This is a genomic window from Mycoplasma sp. 4423 (genome assembly GCF_054353855.1).
On the sequence record NZ_JBTHHJ010000001.1, the window covers coordinates 1 to 21,148 of the forward strand.

A 21,148-nucleotide genomic window follows, 5' to 3' on the forward strand; every position below is an offset into this window, starting at 1 on the left:
TCTCTCATCTTTTCACTTCCTTAGACTCCTTCCTTTCACTTCATCAGCGTAAGTTAACTGCTTTAGAGAATATCAAAAAGACAATGTTAGATAAAATGTTTGTTTAAACAAAACACTACATCACAAACCCTCTGATGTAGTGTTTAATTTTATAACAACTAAGTTGTTACTTGCTTATTATCTTTTAATTATTTCACCTGTATCTAAATTATAAATAGTGCTAGGGATATTACTTCCTTTCCGAAAGCAATATAATGATAACAAACAGGATGTTGGTACAATATCACACCAACATCCTGTTTTTGTGGTTTTATGTTTTAGACATAGGAAATACAAAACTTATTTCTTTAGGTAAATATTCATAAAGGTCTTTTACCTGCTGATTACTAGGGTTTATATTAGCGGTTATGGTTTTAGATTTATCAATGTATTTTACATTCATAGTTATACGACTTTTTCGCGAACTTTCTTCAGCCATATATTTAACACCTATTTGTTCTAAATTAATAAGTCAAAAATGTAAATTTTCTGTGTCGTCATTTATGTAATCTGGGACTAAATTATATTGTGAAATCTGAGAATTCTGGTTTCTTGTTTCATACATTAACAAATTCTTACTCTTGAAGAATTCATTAATATCTTCGTTGTTTAAATAAATATTTTGAAACTCTTCTTTGTTAATTTGTTTTAGTTTTTCTTCTGTTAAAGTATTTATGTCAAAATTAACTTTGTCTTTAAATGTTTGATAATATTTCTTAACATAATTTAAATTAAATTTATCTAAAAATAATTTATTGAGTTCATCTACTGATTTAATAAATACATATTTGTCTTTGAATAAGGGTTGAAACATCCCGTTATTTTCTTTGTTATTTTCTCACAAATAATAAAAGTAATTTTCTTTAATTTTCTTAATATCATTTAGTCTTTGATATTCATCTACATATACATAAAATCTTTTTAAATCGTATTCATCATATTCTTTATTATTGTTTGTGTTATTTGTACAACTAGCAACAACCAATGATGTTAATGCAGAAAAAGGAAAAATTCATTTTTTTATAAAATTCTTCATATTATTTTTCCTGTATGGTATATGTTAATGCTAAACTATCATTGATTGAATTATCAAATAAAACATCAGAATATTTTTTAACTTTTAATCGATATATACCTGATTCAGGAGTTACATACTCAAGTATTTCATCGTTAGAGTCACTTGATATGATGCTTTTTACAACAGTTCATTTTCCAGAACTATCTTTTTTTTCTAAATATAAATCATAATCAGAAAATAGTTTATCATTTTGTTTTTGATTTATTGTTTTTAGATTCAATCTTTCTTCATTAATATGAGTATTTTTTCATTCTGCTTTTTCTTTTGCTAACCTTGATCCCTCAACAGAATTAGCTATAACACCACCTAAAACTCCTAAAAACCATCATCAATTTACATTTGCATTATATGTAGGTAAATTTTCATGTTCTTTTAATAAACCTGAATTGAACAATCAAGAACTTGCTCCCTTGATTTTTTTATCTTTTTGAACATAGAATTCTCTAGTAAACAAAACAAAATCATTATCGGATTTCGAAACTTCTTTAGTTACTAAATTATCGGCTGCTTCTAACATATTTTCAAAATCTACAATACCAGAACCATATTTTTCTGTATATCCATTCGCTTTATAATTGAGATTATTTACTTTTGGGGTTCTTGATGAAGCACCTATAATCGATTTTATAGATTGTAATCTAATTTTGTCTTTGTCTAAGAAATCTCTTTCTCTTAATAATGTTGAAACTAAACCTGTAACAACAGGAGATGCAAAGCTTGTACCTTGTGTATCTAAGTAATTTCACTCACCTTTACTATTTTTATGCCATCTTTTATATAAATATCCTGGAGCAACCACATTAGGTTTAGAAGTGGATGTAAAACTTTTAGGTAATAAATAATTAGAATATTTTGCTATCGTTTCGGTAGGTTTTTGTGCTCAATTACTAAAATCAAGAGCTCCTACAACTAAATTATTAAGGGAAAGTTTATATCCATTTAATCATTCGTTTTCTTTTTCTTTTTTATTGTTACCGTTACCTGATGAAAATATATTTACAACTCCATATTTTCTAGATATATAATCTAAAAATAGGTTTTTTTCATTATATATTGGATGTGCATCATCAATTGTATAACCGTAGCTATGGTTTATAACCCTAACCTTTTTATCTTTAACCATTCATTCAATACCTTTTTGTCATTCAGAATCTTCTATAAAGGCAGAAAAGACAAGTTTAGAATATCTATCATATCCTTTTTCCCCAGCTGTTATATTTGAAACTTCATTTGCATGATGGGTAATTGCAAAATCTGGAGTTTCGTTTATCTCAATACCAAATCTATTAAAATTTTGTAGTTTAGTTTCATCCAATCTCCCTATTACTTCTAAAACTCCAACATTCCCTAAGTTATTGTAATATCTTCTATTCTCTCTTTCTATTTGCTTCTTAAAATTTACTATTTCTAAATCTTTTGTGTTATCGATTGTAATATCCCTATCATAGTAAATATCTCAATCAAGAACTTTTTGCTTGCGTGAATTCGTTGTATTAGATAATTGAATATTTTGTATTTCGTTTGGAAATACAATACCTTTATAAATTTCTTTTTTTTCTATAATACTTTTGACAAATTCTTTTCTTTGATTTTCATTATCAAAATAGAATCAAACGATCGGCATCATCGAGCTTGTTTGATAGCTTTTGAAATATAAATTTGATTTTTTAATGTTTTCTATGAATTTATTATTTTTTTGGACAGTTCATTTTTCATCCATAACTGAATTTTCTGCATCATAATTTAATAAAAGTTTTAATTCATAATTATTGTTTACAGGTACATTCCTCACAGAATTAAATAGTTGTCCGTTTTTGTTTATACGAACTTCTAATTTATTATTTTGATATCCTAAATATCAAGGTTTTTCTTGATTTTTTAACACATTTGTAGTTGTTAATGCTGGTATACTAGCAACTGATGTAGTTAAAATACTACTAAATAAAAATATTTTTTTAATTTGCTTTTTCATATTTACTCCTTTTATGTTTAAGTAATAAATAAATTTTTCTTCAATTTCTTAACATTCTTATTCTACATAAAAAAAGGTGAAATTAGAAAAAATAATTTAAAATATATTAAAAAATTTAGAAAATGTGCAAAATCTATGAAAAGGAAGTTTAACAAGAATTAAGATAAAAAATTAAAAAATTTTAGACATTTGTGAAATCAATTACTGATTTTCAAACTTAAAATCTAAATGTTTAAGTCATGTAGGTTATATAAAAATAACTTATGAACAAATATTTGGTATTAATGAGTATAATATGAGATGATTAATACTTAATAAAAATATAAACAAATTTAAATCAAAATCGCCACAGCTATTTGCTGCAACGATACAAAGTTAAATCTGTTAGTTTTATACTTTCTTGTTTATGTGTTTTTCCTGTATTTCCCGTTTTGATGGTGAAAATTCTGTTTACCTATTGTTTATAGGGGTAAACAGAATTTTAAGGTATTTTTTTCTTACTAATTTTTTAATCTTCAAGCGTAAGTTAACTATTCTTAAAAATATTAAGAAAAAATTATTAGAAAAAATGTTTATTTAGGTTAGAATACACAAGAATTTAAACATAAAATATGATAACTTACAATATTAGTAATTTATCAGTTATTTTATTCTGCTAAAAAAGGAGTAAAATATAATTAATATTAAAATATAAATACAGGAGCAATTATGGCAAAATTTAGACGTATTTTTATGATTGTAACAGACGGTTTAGGAATTGGTCCGGATAAAGATCAAATTAAATTCGGTGATGCTGGCGCAAACACTATTCGATCTGCTTCAATGGTTGAAGAATTTCAAATTGATACTTGAAAAAAATTAGGTATCGGTAATATTGCTAATCTTAACGGAAATTATTATGTTCGTAAGCCACTTGCATATATGGCTAAAGTTCAAGAAGTTTCAAATGCAAAAGATACACTAGCTGGACATTGAGAAATGATGGGGGTTAAAACTAATACTCCGTTTCCTACATTTACTGAAAATGGATTCCCACAAGAATTAATTGATGAGTTATCAAAGGCTTTTGATGGAAGACCAATTGTAGGAAACAAAGCTGCTTCTGGAACCGAAATCATTAATGAATTAGCCCACGAAGAAAAAGAACGTGGTGCTATTATAGTATATACATCAATGGATTCGGTATTACAAATTTGTGCTCATGAAGCTTGAACTGGTTTAGATAACTTATATCGTTATGCTAAAGCAGCACGTGAAATTTGCTCATCAAAATCTGAATGAAATGTTGGTAGAATTATATGTCGTCCTTATATAGGTGATTTTGGTAGTTTTGAAAGAACTTTTAACCGACATGATTATGCTAATGCACCAGGTTATACTATTTTAAATAGTTTATATAACAAAGGTATTGAAGTTATTTCAGTTGGTAAAATTAATGATATATTTGTAGGCAGTGGAATTTCTAAGCACTTTCCATCCGAAGGTGATGCAAATGGGATGGATATTACAATTGATTTAGCGACAAAAGACGGTGAAAATCAATTTATTTTCACTAATCTTGTACAATTTGATTCGCATTTTGGACACCGTCGTAATGTGCATGGATATGCACAAAATATAGCTAATTTAGATACAAAACTTGCTAAGTTAATCAATGTAATGCGTGAAGATGATTTATTGATTATAACTTCTGATCATGGAAATGATCCAACCTATCCAGGATTTAACCATACCCGGGAATTACTGCCAGCAACTATTTTCTCTAAGTCATTTAAATCTCCAAAGGTTTTAACTAACTTTAACGGTTTAGGAACATTAGGAAACATTGTAGCACGTAATTTCGATGTTGATATAGTCACTGAAACCGGAGATGATATCTTTGATGAGTTAGTTTAAAAATACAGCAGTATTGCTGTATTTTTAAAAATGATTATAATTTAAATATGAATAAGCAAATTAAAGTAGGAATTGTAGTTGAATATAATCCGATGCATAATGGACATATTTATCAAATTAATTGAATTAAAGAAAAATTTCCTAATGCAAAAATAATCATAGCGATGTCGTATAAATATTCACAACGAGGTGAAATAATTTGCTTACCTTTTTATCAAAGAAAAAAAATGGCTAAAAAATATGGAATTTATAAAGTTATTAAAATAAATAACAAAATCTCAGCACAAGCTGCACATATTTTTGCTTCAGAAGCCATTAAGTTGCTTAATAAAGCAAATATTGATTATCTTGTTTTTGGTTCTGAAACAGATGATATAAACACTTTTATCAATGTTGCTCAAATAATTAAGAATAATCAAGAAAAATATAACCAACTTGTTAAAAAATACCTAAAACAAAAAGGTAATAGTTTTCCGAGAGCAACAAATTTAGCATTAAGCAAATTAAGTGGATTTGAAATTAATCAACCTAATGATATTCTAGGTTTAGAGTATGTTAAAACTATAATAAATAATAATTTTAAAATTATCCCTATTTGCTTAAAACGTACCATCGGATTTCATAGCGAACAAATAAGTAATAATTTTGCTAGTGCGACAAAATTAAGAGCAATGCTAAAAGAAAATCAAAGTATAAAGCCATTTTCTCCTTTTGATATAAATAAAATCAAGCCGAAATTTCTTATAGAAAATACTTATCCAAAATTTCAAAAGATTGTAAGAAAACTATCAGCATCCAAAATAGCTCAATTTCATATGGTAACTGAAGGAATTGAAAATCTTTTTAAAAAACATATTGAACAATCAGATTATCAAAGTTTTATCCAAGCATGTGTGAGCAAAAGATATACTGCAAGTAGAATAAAAAGAACATATTTATATGTTCTTCTTAAAATTAAGAAATTCGTTATTTAATTTTAATAGAATATGCATTGATATTTTTATAAGGAATATCATTTGTGTTAAAAATCATAGTTTTCTTAATTGAATCAACAGTTATTTTAAAATTATAGATATATGGAATAAACAGATTATTAAAAACTGTGATTTTTACAATTTTTGCTATTGGATAATGAAAATAAAAAGTTTTTTGTTCACATTGATTAATAAAATATGAAGTTAAAATTTGATAATAATTAACTTGTGACAATGGTTTTATAGAATTATCATTTGATGTTAAATGTCTTAAAATAAATCCAATATTATTAGGAATCAAGCAATATAATTTAACTAAAAGTTTTATTTTATCTATTAAATAAAAATATCCTGATTTTTCAAAAACCATAAACTTTTTTAAATCAAAGATAGTAGTGTATTTTGATTTAAAAGTTTTTATAATTGCTTTAAATGTATTATTGTAGTTCGATGAAATCTTAAAATCATATAGGTAATCATCAAAAACTTGAAATGTTTCAAAAATAGACAAATTACTTTCGTTTTCTTCATGGATATATATTGATCGATTATATAAACTTTTAAATGCATATAATGTTTTTTTTAAGTAATTAGTTATTTCTTCTTTGTCTTTTTTATTAATTTTATTTATCTTAGATGATATGTTTTTTAGCATTAAATCATCATTGTTGAATACTTCGGAATATTTCTTAGTAATTAAAATTAAGTTATCTCTTAATTCATTTTTGCTAGGATCAAATTTACTTAAATCTAGGTTTTTTGTTACTAACATATCTTCATATATAACATTCTGTGTCGATGTTAGCGTTTTTTGTATTGTTTGACTATCTTCTGAATCATCAAGAATGTTTTCGTTTCGGTTAATTGCATTTGCAATAACCAAAATATTACTAAAGTTCAACTCATAAGCAATTGAAATATTTTTAAATTGCGAAATCAAAGAAAGAAAATTTTGTAATAATTTCAATTTTCTTTCTTTTTCTTTTTTATTTTCAAGTGTATATTTTGAACTTTTTTCAATATACATAAATTCTTCATTGAAAAAATATAAATATATATCAGGAATAACAACAATAAATTTTGTTAATGATTTAGATGTGTTTTTAAGGTGAAAGAACACCGAATCATAATATTCTTGGTTTTTTTGATAGTTACTTTTTGTTATTACTTCACCATCTAAAAATACAAAGTGCTTATTATCAAAATTATGTGAAGTTTGTGATCAAGAATGTCTCGAATAATACATTACTTGGAACCTCCGAACTTTTTAGTTGGATATCTAACTCAGCAAGGTTTATTAAAATATAATGAATCTTTTTAATCCCGTATAATTTTATAACTTGCAAAATCTTCTTATATCTTCAATCTTGCAATTTTGTTTGTTGCATTATATCATAATCAGTATATTCAAGTTCTTTGAGATTATAAACCCTATCTGCAAGTGAAAAAATACTAAAAATCTGTGACATTAAAGTTATTTCATTATCACCTTCACTACTGCGTTCAAGGTATTTTTGATAAATTTTACCTACATCTTTACTTTCTATCGAATTTATAAAAGCAAATTGGTTGTTTAACTTATAGTCTGATATAAAATCGTCAATAATATCCTTAGTTAAATTATCGGTATATGAAGTCATTTTCTCAACTTCATTTTGGATGATAAATAAGTTTTCTGGTAATTTTTCAAGCAAGTAAATTAAGTCGCTTTGTGATATTTTTGTTCCCTTAGAACGAATAAAATTACCTATCTGTGTTCTTATTTCATACTTATTTATTTTATGTAGTTCTATAACCTTAAAAGTGTTCAAAATAAAATCTGTTAAATTATTTCTTGTATATTTAACTTGATTTAATACTAAAATCAAAGTATTTTTGTTCTGTTGCATAAATACTTTTTTAAAATATTCGATTATTTCATTGTCTTTTTCTGAAATTTTTGTAGCAGTTAATAGATTAAGATTATAAACGATAAATAGTTTAGGTTGCTCAAACAAATTTTCACTTGAAATTTCATCTAAAATTTCAAGTAAATTATAATTTTCACGATAAGTAAAGATATTTTCATCTAAAAATTTTTCCTTAATTTTATTAATTTCGCGATTTATAAAAAACTCTTCATCACCTATTATAAAATACATAATAATATTATAACTGATAATGCCACTTTTTATAAAGATACATCATTAAAATAGAGCAAACATAAATTAAAACTACCATAATTTCTTTAACATATAAAAATTCAATTTTGATATTTACTACAAAATATAGCATCATTGAAATAATTGAGTTTACACTGTATATAACTAAAAAAGATGCAAAAGGAAATCAAAATAAAACTAACGATACTATTAAAATTATCTCATATAATATAGCAAAAATAGGTATGATTAAAAAAGAAAGCAAATTTATATTTTTATTCATATAAATTATGAACAAAATTGATATAAATCATAATGCTAATGAAGTAATAATTTTTGTTTTAATTCTAGTTAACTTTTTTGTAAAAAGTAGTAGATAAGTTAAAATAAAGGTGATAAATAATCCAACAGATAAATTAATTTGATTGTTTAAAGCAATACATATAAATGCAGTAAAAAGATATTTATCAGACTTATCCTTGAAATATTTTTTATTTCTAGGGAGTATTTTAAAAACAAAAGCACGGTTAGTTGAAAAACTTCAGTTACACAAAAATCAATAAATTCCTATAACAAAAATTCCAATTCATTTTCTTTTTGTTATTTTCTTTAATATTTTATCAATTATCCCAAAATGTAGTCCACTAATAATAAGCAGATGCATAATACCAATTTTTGATGCATTATCAATTAACGATGATGTTTTATATGTATATCCAAATGTCATTGGGATCAAGGTTTGCTGGTAACCATCAAATTTTGAGTAAAAATTAAAAATATAGTAGCGAAAATCTCAGTTTGTAGCAGGTGAAATATTTGTTGATAGGATTTTTTTATAACTTGTTTCAGCAATGTTTCCTTGCACATTGATAAATTGATAAATTGAATAATTATCATTATAATTTGAAATATAATACTTTAAATTTCAAAAATTTCGTATTGCTATATAGCTTTTATAAACACCAATTACTTGGAATGTGTTATTTACACCTGATGCATAAAAATATCTATATATAAGCATTTTAGATAATAAAATTACAGATAAAATTACTATGAAAATAAGCAGCCGAATTAAGTATTTTCTAAAAATATAAATCTGAATTAGTGAAATAATTATCCAAAAAAGTAAAATCAAAATACTAAATGATGATAAAACAAGATAAAAGAATGTTAAAACCAAAAATGCATTAAATGATGCTATTCTAGAATCAAGAAAGTTCTTAATTTTTCAATTGTTTTCTGGCCAATACCAGAAATTTTTGAAAGCTCGTCTCAAGTTATTATGTATCCTTTACTTTCTTTATAATCAATTATCTTTTGTGCATATGATTTACTTATCCCATAACTTGTTAATTGATTGATTGAATGCAAATCTTCTCAATTAAGTTGATGGTTTTTAAACGGAACATATATTTCTTTATTTTCAATTGCTAAATCATCTAATTTAAATGCAGATACATCTCCATCTGGTAATAGTTTTGTAATAAAGAATAACTGCCGATATGTTAGTGGACTAGAACTTTCGTGAATCCCTGTTTGTTTTACTGCACCTTTTAAGATATATCTTTTTATCATTTCTTTTTTTACTGTATTTTGCTGTGGTGTAGCAAAAAAAGTAAAATAACTAAGTGTACCAAGTGTAGCTGCTATCAAAATTATGCTTATTATATATTTAAAAATTTTTGCTTTCATATTTTATATATAGATTATTTTAAAAAAAGAAAGCAAAAAGAACAAAAAAAGAACTTTTTAAGAACTTGAAATTTAGTAAAATATAAAGAACAAGGAGATTTATGTCATTAAAAGCAGGTATTGTCGGACTTCCAAATGTTGGAAAAAGCACATTGTTTAGTGCGATAACTAAAAAACATGTTGAAGCAAGCAATTATGCATTTACAACTATTGAGCCTAATATTTCATCGGTTCCTTTAATCGATGTAAGATTAAAAAATATAGCTAATTTAGTTAATCCAAAAAGAATAGTATGAGCAACTTTTGATTTTGTTGATATTGCCGGATTAGTCCAAGGTGCTTCAAAAGGTGAAGGATTGGGAAATAAGTTTTTAGCTAACATTCGTGAAGTAGATGCAATTATTCATGTGGTTCGTTGTTTTTTAGATAAAAATATTATGCATGTTTCTAATTCAGTTGATCCAGTTCGCGATAAAGAAATAATTAATATTGAATTAATTTTAGCTGATTTAGAAACAATTAATAATGTGTTAAACCGTGTTGCAAAGAAAGCTAAATCAGGGGACAAAGATGCTATTATCGAGCAAAATGCCGCAATGAAAATAAAAAAAGCACTCGAATCTGAAATACCTGCTAGGGAAGTTGACTTAGATGAATATGAAAGTAAATTTATTAAAGGGTATCATCTATTAACTTATAAACCAATTATTTATGTTGCTAATTTATCATCAGAACAATTTTTGGATTATAATAATGATGCAGTTTATGTGAAACTAAAAAAATCTTTAAAAGATTATGAAAAACTTTTACCGATTTCGGTAAAAGTTGAATCAGAATTAACCGAAATCGAAGATGAAAATGAAAAACAAGAATTTTTATCACTTTATAGAATAAAAACTAGTGGATTAGATTTACTTACCAAACATGCATTCGATTTATTAAATTTACAAACTTATTTTACAGCCGGAGAATTAGAAGCAAGGGCTTGAGTGTTTCATAAAGGATGAAATGCTCCTAAATGTGCCGGAGTAATTCATAGTGATTTTGAAAAAAAATTTATTAAAGCAGAAGTAATTTCTTATAATGATTATATAAATTATCAAGGTGAATTAGGTGCTAAGAATGCTGGAAAAATGAGATCGGAAGGAAAATCATATATAATGCAAGATGGTGATGTTTGTCACTTTAAATTTGGTAAGTAACTTCTTTATGGGGGTTTTGTATAATGGTATTATAGCAGTCTCCAAAACTGATGATAAGGGTTCGATTCCTTTAACCCCTGCCATATCAAAATGATCAAAAAAACCTAGTTGTTGCTAGGTTTTTTATATGCAAATTCCACAATTCTTGGTTTATTAGCAATATCATTAATAATTTTGATGTCATATTTTCATTTTTGATGATTTCATCAGTTTAAATGTAACGGGTTGATTTCAAAAAATATTTTTGCTTCATTTTTTAAATATTTATCAGCTTTTTTAATAATTTGCTGATAAAAATATAAACCATTATTATCAGCAAATAAAGCATTATGTGGTTCAAAATTAAGAACTGATTTATCAAGTTTTTCGTTTGTTGATAAATAAGGTGGATTACTTACGATAACATCGAATTTACCTGTGATGCTATCAAATAAGTCGCAATTGATAATCTTGACTTCTAAATTATTTATCTTCTTATTTAAGTTACTTTGCATAATTGCTTCATCAGAAATATCAGATAAAATTACTTCTGAATTAACAAAATATTTTTTTAATGCTAGTCCGATAAAACCTGAACCACAGCATAAATCTAAAATTCTTAATTTAGCATTTTTAGGATACATCTTTTTCACATATAAAATTAATTCTTCGGTTTCATATCTAGGTATTAAAACATTATATCTCAGATCAATTTTTACATCAGCCATTTCAATATATCCGATTATTTTTTGAACTGGCATACCTTTCATAAGTTGTTGTTCTTCAAAAGAAGATATGTTTTGATCCAAACCATATCTTCTTTTTTCAAGCAATAAATCTGCTTTTGTTGACATTAGATCCCTGCTTCTTTTATTTTTTCATTTTGTTCTTCTGCTAATAATGCATCAATAATCGCATTCAACCTACCTTCCATAATAGGCGCTAAGGATGTTGAATAACTGATGCGATGGTCAGTAACACGATCTTGTGGGTAGTTATAAGTTCGTATTTTTTCAGCACGCGCTCCTGAACCAGCAAGTTTTCTAAATGCTGATTCTTCGGCATGCTTTTTTTGAATTTCCAAATCATAAAGTTTAGATTTTAAAATTCGCATTGCAATCTCTTTATTTTGGATTTGTGATTTTCCTTCTTGACAAGATACTACAATTCCACTTGGAAAGTGTGTAATTCTAACTGCTGAATCAGTTGTATTAACTGATTGACCACCATTACCACTTGAACGGAACACATCAACACGGATATCTTCGGTTTTCACTTCTATTTCTACATCATCATCAATTTCTGGCATTACTGTAACAGTAGCTGTAGATGTATGAACACGTCCTTTTGCTTCGGTTACAGGAATTCTTTGCACACGGTGTACTCCTGATTCAAATTTTAATTTAGAATAAGGTTTTTTTCCTTTCACAGCAAAGGTAACTAATGTAAAACCACCTGCTTCAGCTCCAATTGAATCTAATAATGTAATTTTCATATTATTTTGTGTACATCATTTTGAATACATACGGTATAAATCACCTGCAAAAATATTTGCTTCATCGCCCCCAGCTGCTCCACGAATTTCAACTATTACATCTCTGTTATCATTTTCATCCTGTGGAAGAATTAAAATTTTTAATTCTTCAGTTAATTTGTTCATTAATTCTTCGGTTGTTTGAATTTCAAGTTTAGCAAATGCCAAAATTTCTTCATCTTTTTCTATTGATAACATTTCTTTTGCTTGTGTATGATTTTCTTGAGCATCAAGGTATTTGTTAAAAACTATAACAATATCTTTAATTGAATTAATTTCTTTGCTGATTTTGTTATATTTTTTTATATCCGAAATAATTTCAGGTTTTTCAAGCGACTTTTCAAGTTCTTGATATTTTTCCTTGATTTGATAAAGTGATTTATACATTGTTTGTTCCATAGTATTTTTATTTTATCATAATTTAAATATAAAAGAACCAAAGTGTTCGCTTTGGTAAATTTATTTACGATATTTCGCTGGAACACCATCTAAGTTGATATGACAATATCCAAATGGATTTTTGTTTAAGTAATTTTGATGGTATTCTTCTGCCTTTGTATCATCACTAACAGGTAAAATCTCAATATAATTATCTTTACCTTCAGTTTCTTTAAATGCTTGATTTAGCTTTTCAAATTCAGCTCTTAGTGCAGTTTCATTAGTATATATCCCAACACGGTATTGTACGCCACGGTCATTTCCTTGTTTGTTTAATGAATAAGGATTAATAATTAATAAAAATAGTTTAAAAATATCATTAGGTGTTAAAACATCTGCATCATAAATAATTTTTACAGCTTCAGCATGCGATGAACCATTACATACTTGTCGATATGAAACACCTTCGCTACCACCATTAATATAATGAACACTTGTGCTTAAAACACCTTTGACTTTTTGGAAGAATGCTTCTACTCCTCAAAAGCAACCACCAGCTAAATATACTTCTTTGTTCATAATTTCCTTTCTGTATAAAATTATATATAAATTCTTTAATAAATAAATTTCATTTATTTCTTTCTTTGTTATGAAAATAAAAAAAATTTTCAAATTTTTGGTTTATCTTGTACAATAAAACAAAACAATGTAAAATTTTTTCATCTATTATGATGTTGATTCCTTGTTTGTTATAATTGCTCCGTATATATATATATATATATAGGTTGTGCTTTCACTAAAACCACTTGTATATAGGAAGAAATATATTTATATACCTTTTAAAACATAATAGAGGTTTATATGAATTTAAAAAAACTCAAAACCTTGCTAGTATCTGCATCAGCAGTTGGATTACTAGCAAGTATTTCAGCAACTGATTCACAACCAGCAACTAATAAAGATAGTTCTAAATCAGTTGATAACACAAATAACGATTCTCTTTATCAAATTTTTCCAGGTGTACAACAATCACAATATCAAAAAGATAAAGACTTTTTAATCACAAATGATGTAAATATCATTTTTGAAGAAGGAATTGATGATGCAACAATTGCACGTTTTGATGAAGTATTAAAACTAAAAAAACTGCATTATAAAGCAACACGCAGGTTTATAGCAGGTAAAACTAATATTTTAGTCGGAATCAAAGGTGATAGCACAGATGATTTAGTTGATAAAAAAGTTAAAGAAATAGGAATCAATTTAGATGATAGTTTAAATACTAAAATCGATTCATATCAATTGGATTCTAAAAAAGTTGATATCGACGGACAAGAAACTGATTATATAACAGTTATGGCTAAAAATTCCGATGCTGCTTTTTATGGAGCAACCACCTTGTGACATATCTTTAAACAACTTGATGGGAACAAAATTGCAAGTTTTGAAATCAAAGATTGAGCAGATGTTAAAACTCACGGAGTTGTTGAAGGATATTATGGAAATCCTTGGAGTTTACAAGATCGCCAAGATTATATGAAGTGAGGAAGTTACTATAAACTTAATGCATATATGTATTCTCCAAAAGATGATCCAAAACATCGCATCAAATGAAGAGAGTTATATACACAAGATGAACTTGATCGTTTGATCAAACCGCTTGCAAAACTTGGTAATCAAACCAAAGTAAGGTTTATTTATACCTTACATCCATTTTCAGATAGCAGAATGACTATTGCAAACTATGATAGCGATTTGAAAGTATTGAAAGCGAAATTTAAGCAAGTTATCGATGCAGGTGTTCGTCAAATCGGGGTGTTAGGTGATGATTTTGGTAAACCATTTAAATCAGGTAATGATCAAAATGCTGAAACCCAATCTGAAAATCAACAAAAGAAATTTCTGGAAGATTTAGTTTCTTGATTAAAAGAACTTAAAAAAGATTATCCTGATTTAGTTCTAACCATACCTTATGTAGTTGATGAGTATATGGGTGATGGTCAAAAATATTTTGCAAGTTTTCCACCAGAAGTATCAGTTGTTATGACTTCAGGGGCAATTTTCGGAACCGTAAATAATGATTGATTAAAAAAATATGATCAAACATTATCAAATCAAATACAAACTCAAAATACAGATTCAAAAACAACTGCAAATATGGTGAATCCACCATTATTATGGATAAATTGACCAGTTAGTGATCAAGCCAAAACCAAACTGATTTTAGGTGGATACAAAAACTTTTTAAAACCAGATGTGGATGCTTCTAAGTTTTCAGGATTACTGCTAAATCCGATGCAACAAGAACAACCATCAAAAGTTGCTATTTTTGGTGGAGCAAACTATGCTTGAAAAGTTTGAAAATCCGATGCAGAAGCAGATAAAATCTGAGAAAACTCCTTTAAACATGTACTAAATAATTCCGAATTTGATAACGCAGTTTCAATTGCATTTAGAGAAATTGCAAAACATATGATTCATCAAGATCAGAGTAATTTATCTCCCCCACAACTACAAGAATCACAAAATATCAAGGATATAATTACAACACTGCAAAACAAATTATCTAATGATTCATTTACTGATTCAGATATCAATTCATTAATCGATGCATTTAATACAATTTCAAACTCTTTAAAAATCTTTTCATCTTCTACTTTAAATCCACAGTTAATTGCTCAAATGAAACCATGACTTGATTCTTTTAAAGAATTATCTGCTGGAATTACTATGTTATTAAATGGGTTAAAAAGTTATAAAAATGGTGAGCCAGATAACTTTATTGAATTTGCTAATGTAGGTAAAAATTTGATCGATGCATCTAAAAAACATAGTTTCGATTACTTAGGTAATCAGTTAAATGCTATTCCTGGTTCACAATACATCCAACCACTTGCACAAAAATTAATTGATTGAACCTTAAATAAAATTAATAATCAAACATTGCAACCTAGCAGTTTTACCAGTACTTTTATCACTGAAATGAAAGGTAAACAAGGAAACATCGATCCATCAGTTGTTTTTAATAAAGATAATACAACACAACTTATTTATACTCAATCTAACGACGCTAGTGCTGGCATCAAAGCAGGTGATTGATTTGGAGCAAGATTTAATCATCCTATTTCGCTACATTCTGTTTTTGTTAAATTTGTAGGGGCAGAAGGAAATCACTTTTTAACGTCTAAATTACAATATCAAATAAATAACAGTGACCAATGAGTAGATGTTCCAAATCAAACATCAATAAATTATTCTGATAATGAATCAACAGGTAAAGATATAAGTTTTAATACTATATATAATGTAATTGCAATAAGACTATATGATACAGAAGAAGCACCAAGAAATAATAAAAATTTACGTTTATTAGAATTTCGTGCTAATCCAGATGTAGCTGCAAGTGATATTGCATATAACGGGCTACAATTTAATCCAGCAAATACTACTATGCAATCAAAAGATGCTTATCAACCTGATGCACATAGTGGACCTGCTTATTTAACTGATAATAAATTATCAACAGAAGGATGATATTCTAATGCTAAAAACGGTCAAAATGATACTGTTTTCGTCGGTGACACACTAGGATTCAGTTTACCAAGCAAGCAACTTGTTACATCAATCCGAGTAGAACAAGCTTGATCAAAACCTGCTGATGCATTAAATGATTTTATTGTAGAATATAAGGATGAAAATGAAACAGACTCAAATAAGCAATGAAAACAATTTGGAGCATTTCATCTTAATAATCAACAAATTCAATATATTTCAGGTTATGCCAATGCTAAGGATTTTAGATTTAAGGTCGCAGCACAACAACATGTATGATGAAGATTAGCGGATATTTCGGTGTATGGACCAAATTATACCAGTAAGCAAAAATATCGTATTTCTTCAAACATGAAAGTTTATCAAGATTATAACTTAAACCATGTTTTGGATGTAAATGATCAAAGTTTCGCATGACTGTCACATTCTGATAATGGAAATGTGCAAAATAGTGATTATGTTGATATTGATTTCAACCGTCCGATGCAAGTTGCATCCTTAAGGATTTTGCAAGAGAATGCTGATAAAGTACATAATATCGTTATTCAAGCAAAAAGAAATAACTTACCTATTGATTCAGATGTTCAAAATATCACTGATGCAAAAAATGATCAAAATATCAATATCCCCGATTCGTGGGGTATTATAACTGGAATCAGAATTAAATCAAAAGATAATTTGCAAACTTGATGAAAATTACACGATGTATCATTTGTTGAAAAACCACAGCCATCAAATAAATACTTATTTACCGATATCCAAAATCCAAATCTTGTTACAGATAAAATTGATAATACATTTAAATTATTTAACCAAAATAACCCCGATGCAGCCTCGAATATCACTGTTGCAAAGGACAAATTCATCGGTATTGATTTAGGTGATGTATATAATGTAGATTCAATAACAAAAGATATAACAAATCCAGATACAAATCTAAAACTACAATATTCATCAGACGGATATCAATGAACAGATGTTGAAAATACACTTAGCGCTCCAGTAAGAATGCAATTTGTGAGATTAATAAACAAAAAGACAGGCAATTCGGATACTAATTTATCAGTTGCTTTTAAAAACTTACAAGTTCATATTATAGATGTTAAAACATTTGGATATTTAGTTTCTTCAACCATAGCAAACAATCATAACAACACTGATACAAGAAATTCAAATTATGCTTTCGATGGTGACATTAACACTTCAGTTAGCTTTACATCAACACCTAAAAAAGATAATGAAATTATCTATGATTTAGGTCAACAAATTGATTTAAAATCTTTACGGATTTATGCAAGTAAATCAACTTCAAATTATCCAAGAAATATAGAAGTTTTAGCATCGGCAACTAATGAAACATCTGCTCATTGAACATCGCTTTTTAGTATCAATGATACTACCGATTCAACTAATAACTTAGCAAATGTGCAAGCAGGAACAGAAGATCCAAAATATCCAAATGCTAAATATTGAGGAAAAGATGATATCTCTACAAAAGCTAGATATATAAAACTAAAGATAACCAAAGATTATCCAGCAAATACAGCATTAACAATTAATGAAATTTTAGTTAACAAAGGTGTCTATATCTCTGCCGATAACGATCCAAGGTTTGGAGGAGAAAATTACTCAGAAATTTCAAAAGATACCAAACCTGCTAATACATTAGATTCAAATTTAAATACATATTATGAACCTAAAAATGCTTCTGGTAAGTTAATTTGGTACATCGAAAAAGGTTATTTTGATAACCGTAATTTAAGGGTTGTTTCAGATGGAGATTCATATGCATCAGTTTATGTAAATATTCTTGATACATCTACAAATGCAGTAGAAAAGAAGTTGGTAGGTAAATTATTTACAAATATTGTTGCATTCAAACTACCACATCAAACAAATAAAGCAATTATATCAGTAGAAATTGATTGAGATGCAAGTAAACCTAAGCCAAAAATTACTGAGTTAATAGGCTATGATATTATCCAAACTGCTGAGACTGATAAAAATACTTTAAAAACCTTAGTTCAAGAAAACATTGAATCAACTTATAACAATTGAACAAACGAATCAAAGACAAATTATGATGCAATTAAGGCTATTGCTCAAGAAGCAATTAAGGATGATGAACTCTTAACACAAAAAACTATTGATGATATTAAAACCAGACTAGAAAATGCTAAATCTTCTGCTTTAACTAAAACAACTAAACAACAACAATTACAAGATATTTTAAATTCTGTATTAGAAAACACTGATAATGTTGTTTATACTCTTGATTCATACAGTAAATATCAAAATGCTATTGATGATATTAAAGCAGCACTGAAAAATACAAATGATTTGACCGATTCTACTGTAACATCACTAAAACAAGCATATCAAAAAGCAAAAGAATCACTGGTTGTTTCTGATGTTCAACAACAAATAGCACAACTTAACATCAAAAATTTCGATACTATTAATAAGTTAGAATATACTGAATCTTCTTATAATTTGTTAAAAGAGAAATCAGATGCATTAAAAGCAGAGTTAAGAAAAACTAATCCATCTGCAGTTGAGTTAAAAAAACTTAATGATGCATATATCCATGCATACAAATCCTTAGTAGCATCAGTCAAAGGTGCTAAATTACTAGCATATAATGAGTATTTAGAAAATGATGCTTATGGATTTACAGATAAATATCAACTTCGCTTTCCTAGCTTATCTAAAAATATTGCTGATTTAATTAATCAACAGAGTGTGGTAATAAGTAACCCTGATGCTACTTCTGACCAAATTGATGAAGCTTTAGCATCGTTGAAAACAACTACTAATAAAGCAATTGAGCAAAGAAATCATTTGATTTCAAAATATCAACTTCTTACCAAAACACAAATTCCTAATACCAACAATATCTATACAACAGATTCATATGCTGATTACAGTCGAGTTTTTAATCAAATTAAAAATAATCTAATCGATGTTCAAAGAATTACTGAAAAACAAATCAATGATGCACAAAGTCAGATAACAAATGCACAAGATATGCTGAAAATTAATCCATCTAATTTAAATGATGCAAAAAAATATGCTCTAGCTCAATTAGAAAAATTAGATGATAAACAAGATTTTGCAAACAAAATTAACGCTTCCGATTTAACAGCTGTTAAATTAAGTGAAATTTTAAAACAAATTAATGATCTATATAATGCGCAAGAGACTAAAAAATTACAAGATCAAAGAAATAAAACAAAAGCCTTAATTGATAAAATAAAAGACTTAAAGATAAAATCTGATTTAACTAACCAAATGTCAGATGCAGATAATATCATTGATTTACAAAAAATCTATCTTACAGCAGATGCACAAATAAAAGCAGAAGCAAAAGCACAAGCAGACTTTGATATATATAAAGAAAATATCAAAGGAATTGCAAATCAAATCTTAGATTCAACCAAGAAAGCTCAATTCATCGGTCAAATTGATGCTGCTACTACTAAGCAACAGCTAGATTCACTAAAAACTTTAATAGATAAAGAAATTAATGATGAAAAGCAAGCACAACAAGCAAAAGATGAAAAAACTAAGGAGCAATTAGATCAAGCAAATTCAGATGTTGATGCATTAATCAAAAAACTTCCTGATAATCTGCAAGTAGCATATCTTAATAAACATGAGCAAGTTAAAAATAACATTAATGATGTTAATGCATTAAAAGATGAAGTTCAAAAGAAAATTGATGAAATTAACAAAAATCAAGGATCTAAACCTAATACACCTGAAAATCCTATACCAACTGAAAAACCAGCAGAGAAACCTAAACAACAAATCAAATCATCTAATGGTTGAAAAATAGCTGTAGGAGTTATAGTAGGAATTTTAAGTTTAGGTATCATTAGTGGGTTAACATACTATTTTATAAAGAAAAAACGTAAATAAAATAAGCATCTATGGATGCTTATTTTTGTGTTAAAATAACAATATGGATAATGCATTCAATGAATTTCTAGAATCGATAAACTTAGATTTATATCGCAGTAGATATAAAAATATCAAAATTATGGAAGCAGATATGCCAAAAGAAATCCAAGCACTTGATGCTATATATCAAGTTTATTGAAATAATAATAATTTTCTTGATTTTGATGATTGATATTTAAATTATTATTTAACCGACGATATGAAAGCAAAAATTCTAAATTTCAATAAAAATCATATTGGATTATGCGAATGTTGTTTATTTAAAGGTATAGAAGCAAGGATATATCGAACCTGAGCATCAATTATTACACAAATTCAAGCAGGTTATTGTTGTCAAAGAGTTTTTGGTAAAGAAAATGTATTTCAATCAAGTGACTTAGATCGAAACGGTATCGATATTCTAATAGATTATAAAGGTGTCAAAATCGGGATACAAATTAAAAAGGAAACAGGTAGAAAAGAAATCAGAAACAGGATTTCATTAGTAAGAAAACAAAGCATTGTTAATAAAGTTATTGATATTTATTATACTGTGATAACTGATGAACAAGTTGAAAAATGTAAGTATGTAAAGAAAACCAAAGAACATAATCAAGGTGATTATAAAGATTATGCATATTTGTATGGATTAAATGGAGATAGTCCGTATTTACAAAAACTAAGCAACGGATTTGTAATTTTTACACTTAAATATTTTCAAGAAATTAAAGATTTGATTGATAATAAAGTTCAAATATTGTATATTTAG

Annotated in this window: 14 protein-coding genes and 1 tRNA gene; 6 read left to right on the forward strand and 9 right to left on the reverse strand. The window is 27.0% G+C overall.

The genetic code is table 4. The features are described from left to right. Window positions 1-310: 310 nt before the first annotated feature. Together ACXYRN_RS00005 and ACXYRN_RS00010 are read right to left on the reverse strand one after the other, a co-directional pair. The gene (locus ACXYRN_RS00005) at window positions 311-1,075 is read right to left on the reverse strand and encodes a hypothetical protein (RefSeq protein WP_435130601.1); all 765 of its coding nucleotides are present in this window, start codon (window positions 1,073-1,075) and stop codon (window positions 311-313) included. A 1-nt stretch (window position 1,076) separates the two neighbouring features. Further along, the gene (locus tag ACXYRN_RS00010; protein ID WP_458607190.1) at window positions 1,077-3,089 is read right to left on the reverse strand and encodes a S8 family serine peptidase; all 2,013 of its coding nucleotides are present in this window, start codon (window positions 3,087-3,089) and stop codon (window positions 1,077-1,079) included. Window positions 3,090-3,797: 708 nt separating this feature from the next. On the opposite strand from ACXYRN_RS00010, the gene ACXYRN_RS00015 reads away from it, so the two are divergent. Together ACXYRN_RS00015 and ACXYRN_RS00020 are read left to right on the forward strand one after the other, a co-directional pair. Continuing rightward, window positions 3,798-4,985 (forward strand): phosphopentomutase, encoded by a 1,188-nt coding sequence (locus ACXYRN_RS00015; RefSeq protein WP_435130604.1) that lies wholly within the window; start codon window positions 3,798-3,800, stop codon window positions 4,983-4,985. 47 nt (window positions 4,986-5,032) lie between these two features. Next, entirely contained in the window at window positions 5,033-5,959 is a 927-nt protein-coding gene (locus ACXYRN_RS00020; protein WP_458607191.1) for a nucleotidyltransferase, read from the forward strand. On the opposite strand, the gene ACXYRN_RS00025 is transcribed toward ACXYRN_RS00020, so the two are convergent. The 4 genes from ACXYRN_RS00025 to ACXYRN_RS00040 all read right to left on the reverse strand — a co-directional run bounded on the left by ACXYRN_RS00025 (window position 5,952) and on the right by ACXYRN_RS00040 (window position 9,792). Beyond that, window positions 5,952-7,205 carry a hypothetical protein gene (locus ACXYRN_RS00025; protein WP_458607192.1) on the reverse strand — a complete coding sequence of 418 codons (1,254 nt, stop codon included), beginning with the start codon at window positions 7,203-7,205 and terminating at the stop codon, window positions 5,952-5,954. The two genes, ACXYRN_RS00020 and ACXYRN_RS00025, sit on opposite strands and share 8 nt — an antisense overlap. Then, entirely contained in the window at window positions 7,165-8,100 is a 936-nt protein-coding gene (gene holA, locus ACXYRN_RS00030) for a DNA polymerase III subunit delta (protein ID WP_458598095.1), read from the reverse strand. The genes ACXYRN_RS00025 and holA overlap by 41 nt, the downstream gene beginning before the upstream one ends. Window positions 8,101-8,107: 7 nt before the next feature. After that, window positions 8,108-9,121, reverse strand: coding sequence for a ComEC/Rec2 family competence protein (locus ACXYRN_RS00035; RefSeq protein WP_458607193.1), 1,014 nt, complete (start codon window positions 9,119-9,121; stop codon window positions 8,108-8,110). Window positions 9,122-9,297: 176 nt separating this feature from the next. Further along, a complete protein-coding gene (locus ACXYRN_RS00040) occupies window positions 9,298-9,792 on the reverse strand; it encodes an MAG0490 family ComEA-like DNA-binding protein (protein ID WP_458598091.1) in 495 nt (164 codons plus the stop codon). A 101-nt stretch (window positions 9,793-9,893) separates the two neighbouring features. On the opposite strand from ACXYRN_RS00040, the gene ychF reads away from it, so the two are divergent. Then, window positions 9,894-10,994, forward strand: a complete 1,101-nt coding sequence (ychF, locus tag ACXYRN_RS00045) for a redox-regulated ATPase YchF (protein WP_458598089.1) — start codon at window positions 9,894-9,896, stop codon at window positions 10,992-10,994. A gap of 9 nt (window positions 10,995-11,003) precedes the next feature. Beyond that, window positions 11,004-11,077 (forward strand) — tRNA-Trp (locus ACXYRN_RS00050). A gap of 21 nt (window positions 11,078-11,098) precedes the next feature. Here the strand turns inward: ACXYRN_RS00050 and prmC are convergent. Genes prmC through msrA form a run of 3 tightly spaced genes read right to left on the reverse strand, consistent with a single transcriptional unit; the run spans window position 11,099 to window position 13,464 of the window. Next, on the reverse strand, window positions 11,099-11,827 hold the full coding sequence (prmC, locus tag ACXYRN_RS00055) for a peptide chain release factor N(5)-glutamine methyltransferase (RefSeq protein ID WP_458607194.1): 729 nt from the start codon (window positions 11,825-11,827) through the stop codon (window positions 11,099-11,101). Further along, window positions 11,827-12,906: a peptide chain release factor 1 gene (gene prfA / locus ACXYRN_RS00060; RefSeq protein WP_458607195.1), complete on the reverse strand. Its 1,080-nt coding sequence runs from the start codon at window positions 12,904-12,906 to the stop codon at window positions 11,827-11,829. Before prfA ends, prmC begins: the two co-directional genes overlap by 1 nt. Window positions 12,907-12,966: 60 nt before the next feature. Beyond that, window positions 12,967-13,464: a peptide-methionine (S)-S-oxide reductase MsrA gene (gene msrA, locus ACXYRN_RS00065; RefSeq protein WP_458607196.1), complete on the reverse strand. Its 498-nt coding sequence runs from the start codon at window positions 13,462-13,464 to the stop codon at window positions 12,967-12,969. Window positions 13,465-13,746: 282 nt separating this feature from the next. On the opposite strand from msrA, the gene ACXYRN_RS00070 reads away from it, so the two are divergent. Next, window positions 13,747-20,358 carry a beta-N-acetylglucosaminidase domain-containing protein gene (locus ACXYRN_RS00070; protein ID WP_458607197.1) on the forward strand — a complete coding sequence of 2,204 codons (6,612 nt, stop codon included), beginning with the start codon at window positions 13,747-13,749 and terminating at the stop codon, window positions 20,356-20,358. A gap of 43 nt (window positions 20,359-20,401) precedes the next feature. Beyond that, window positions 20,402-21,148: a TaqI family restriction endonuclease gene (locus tag ACXYRN_RS00075; protein ID WP_458607198.1), complete on the forward strand. Its 747-nt coding sequence runs from the start codon at window positions 20,402-20,404 to the stop codon at window positions 21,146-21,148.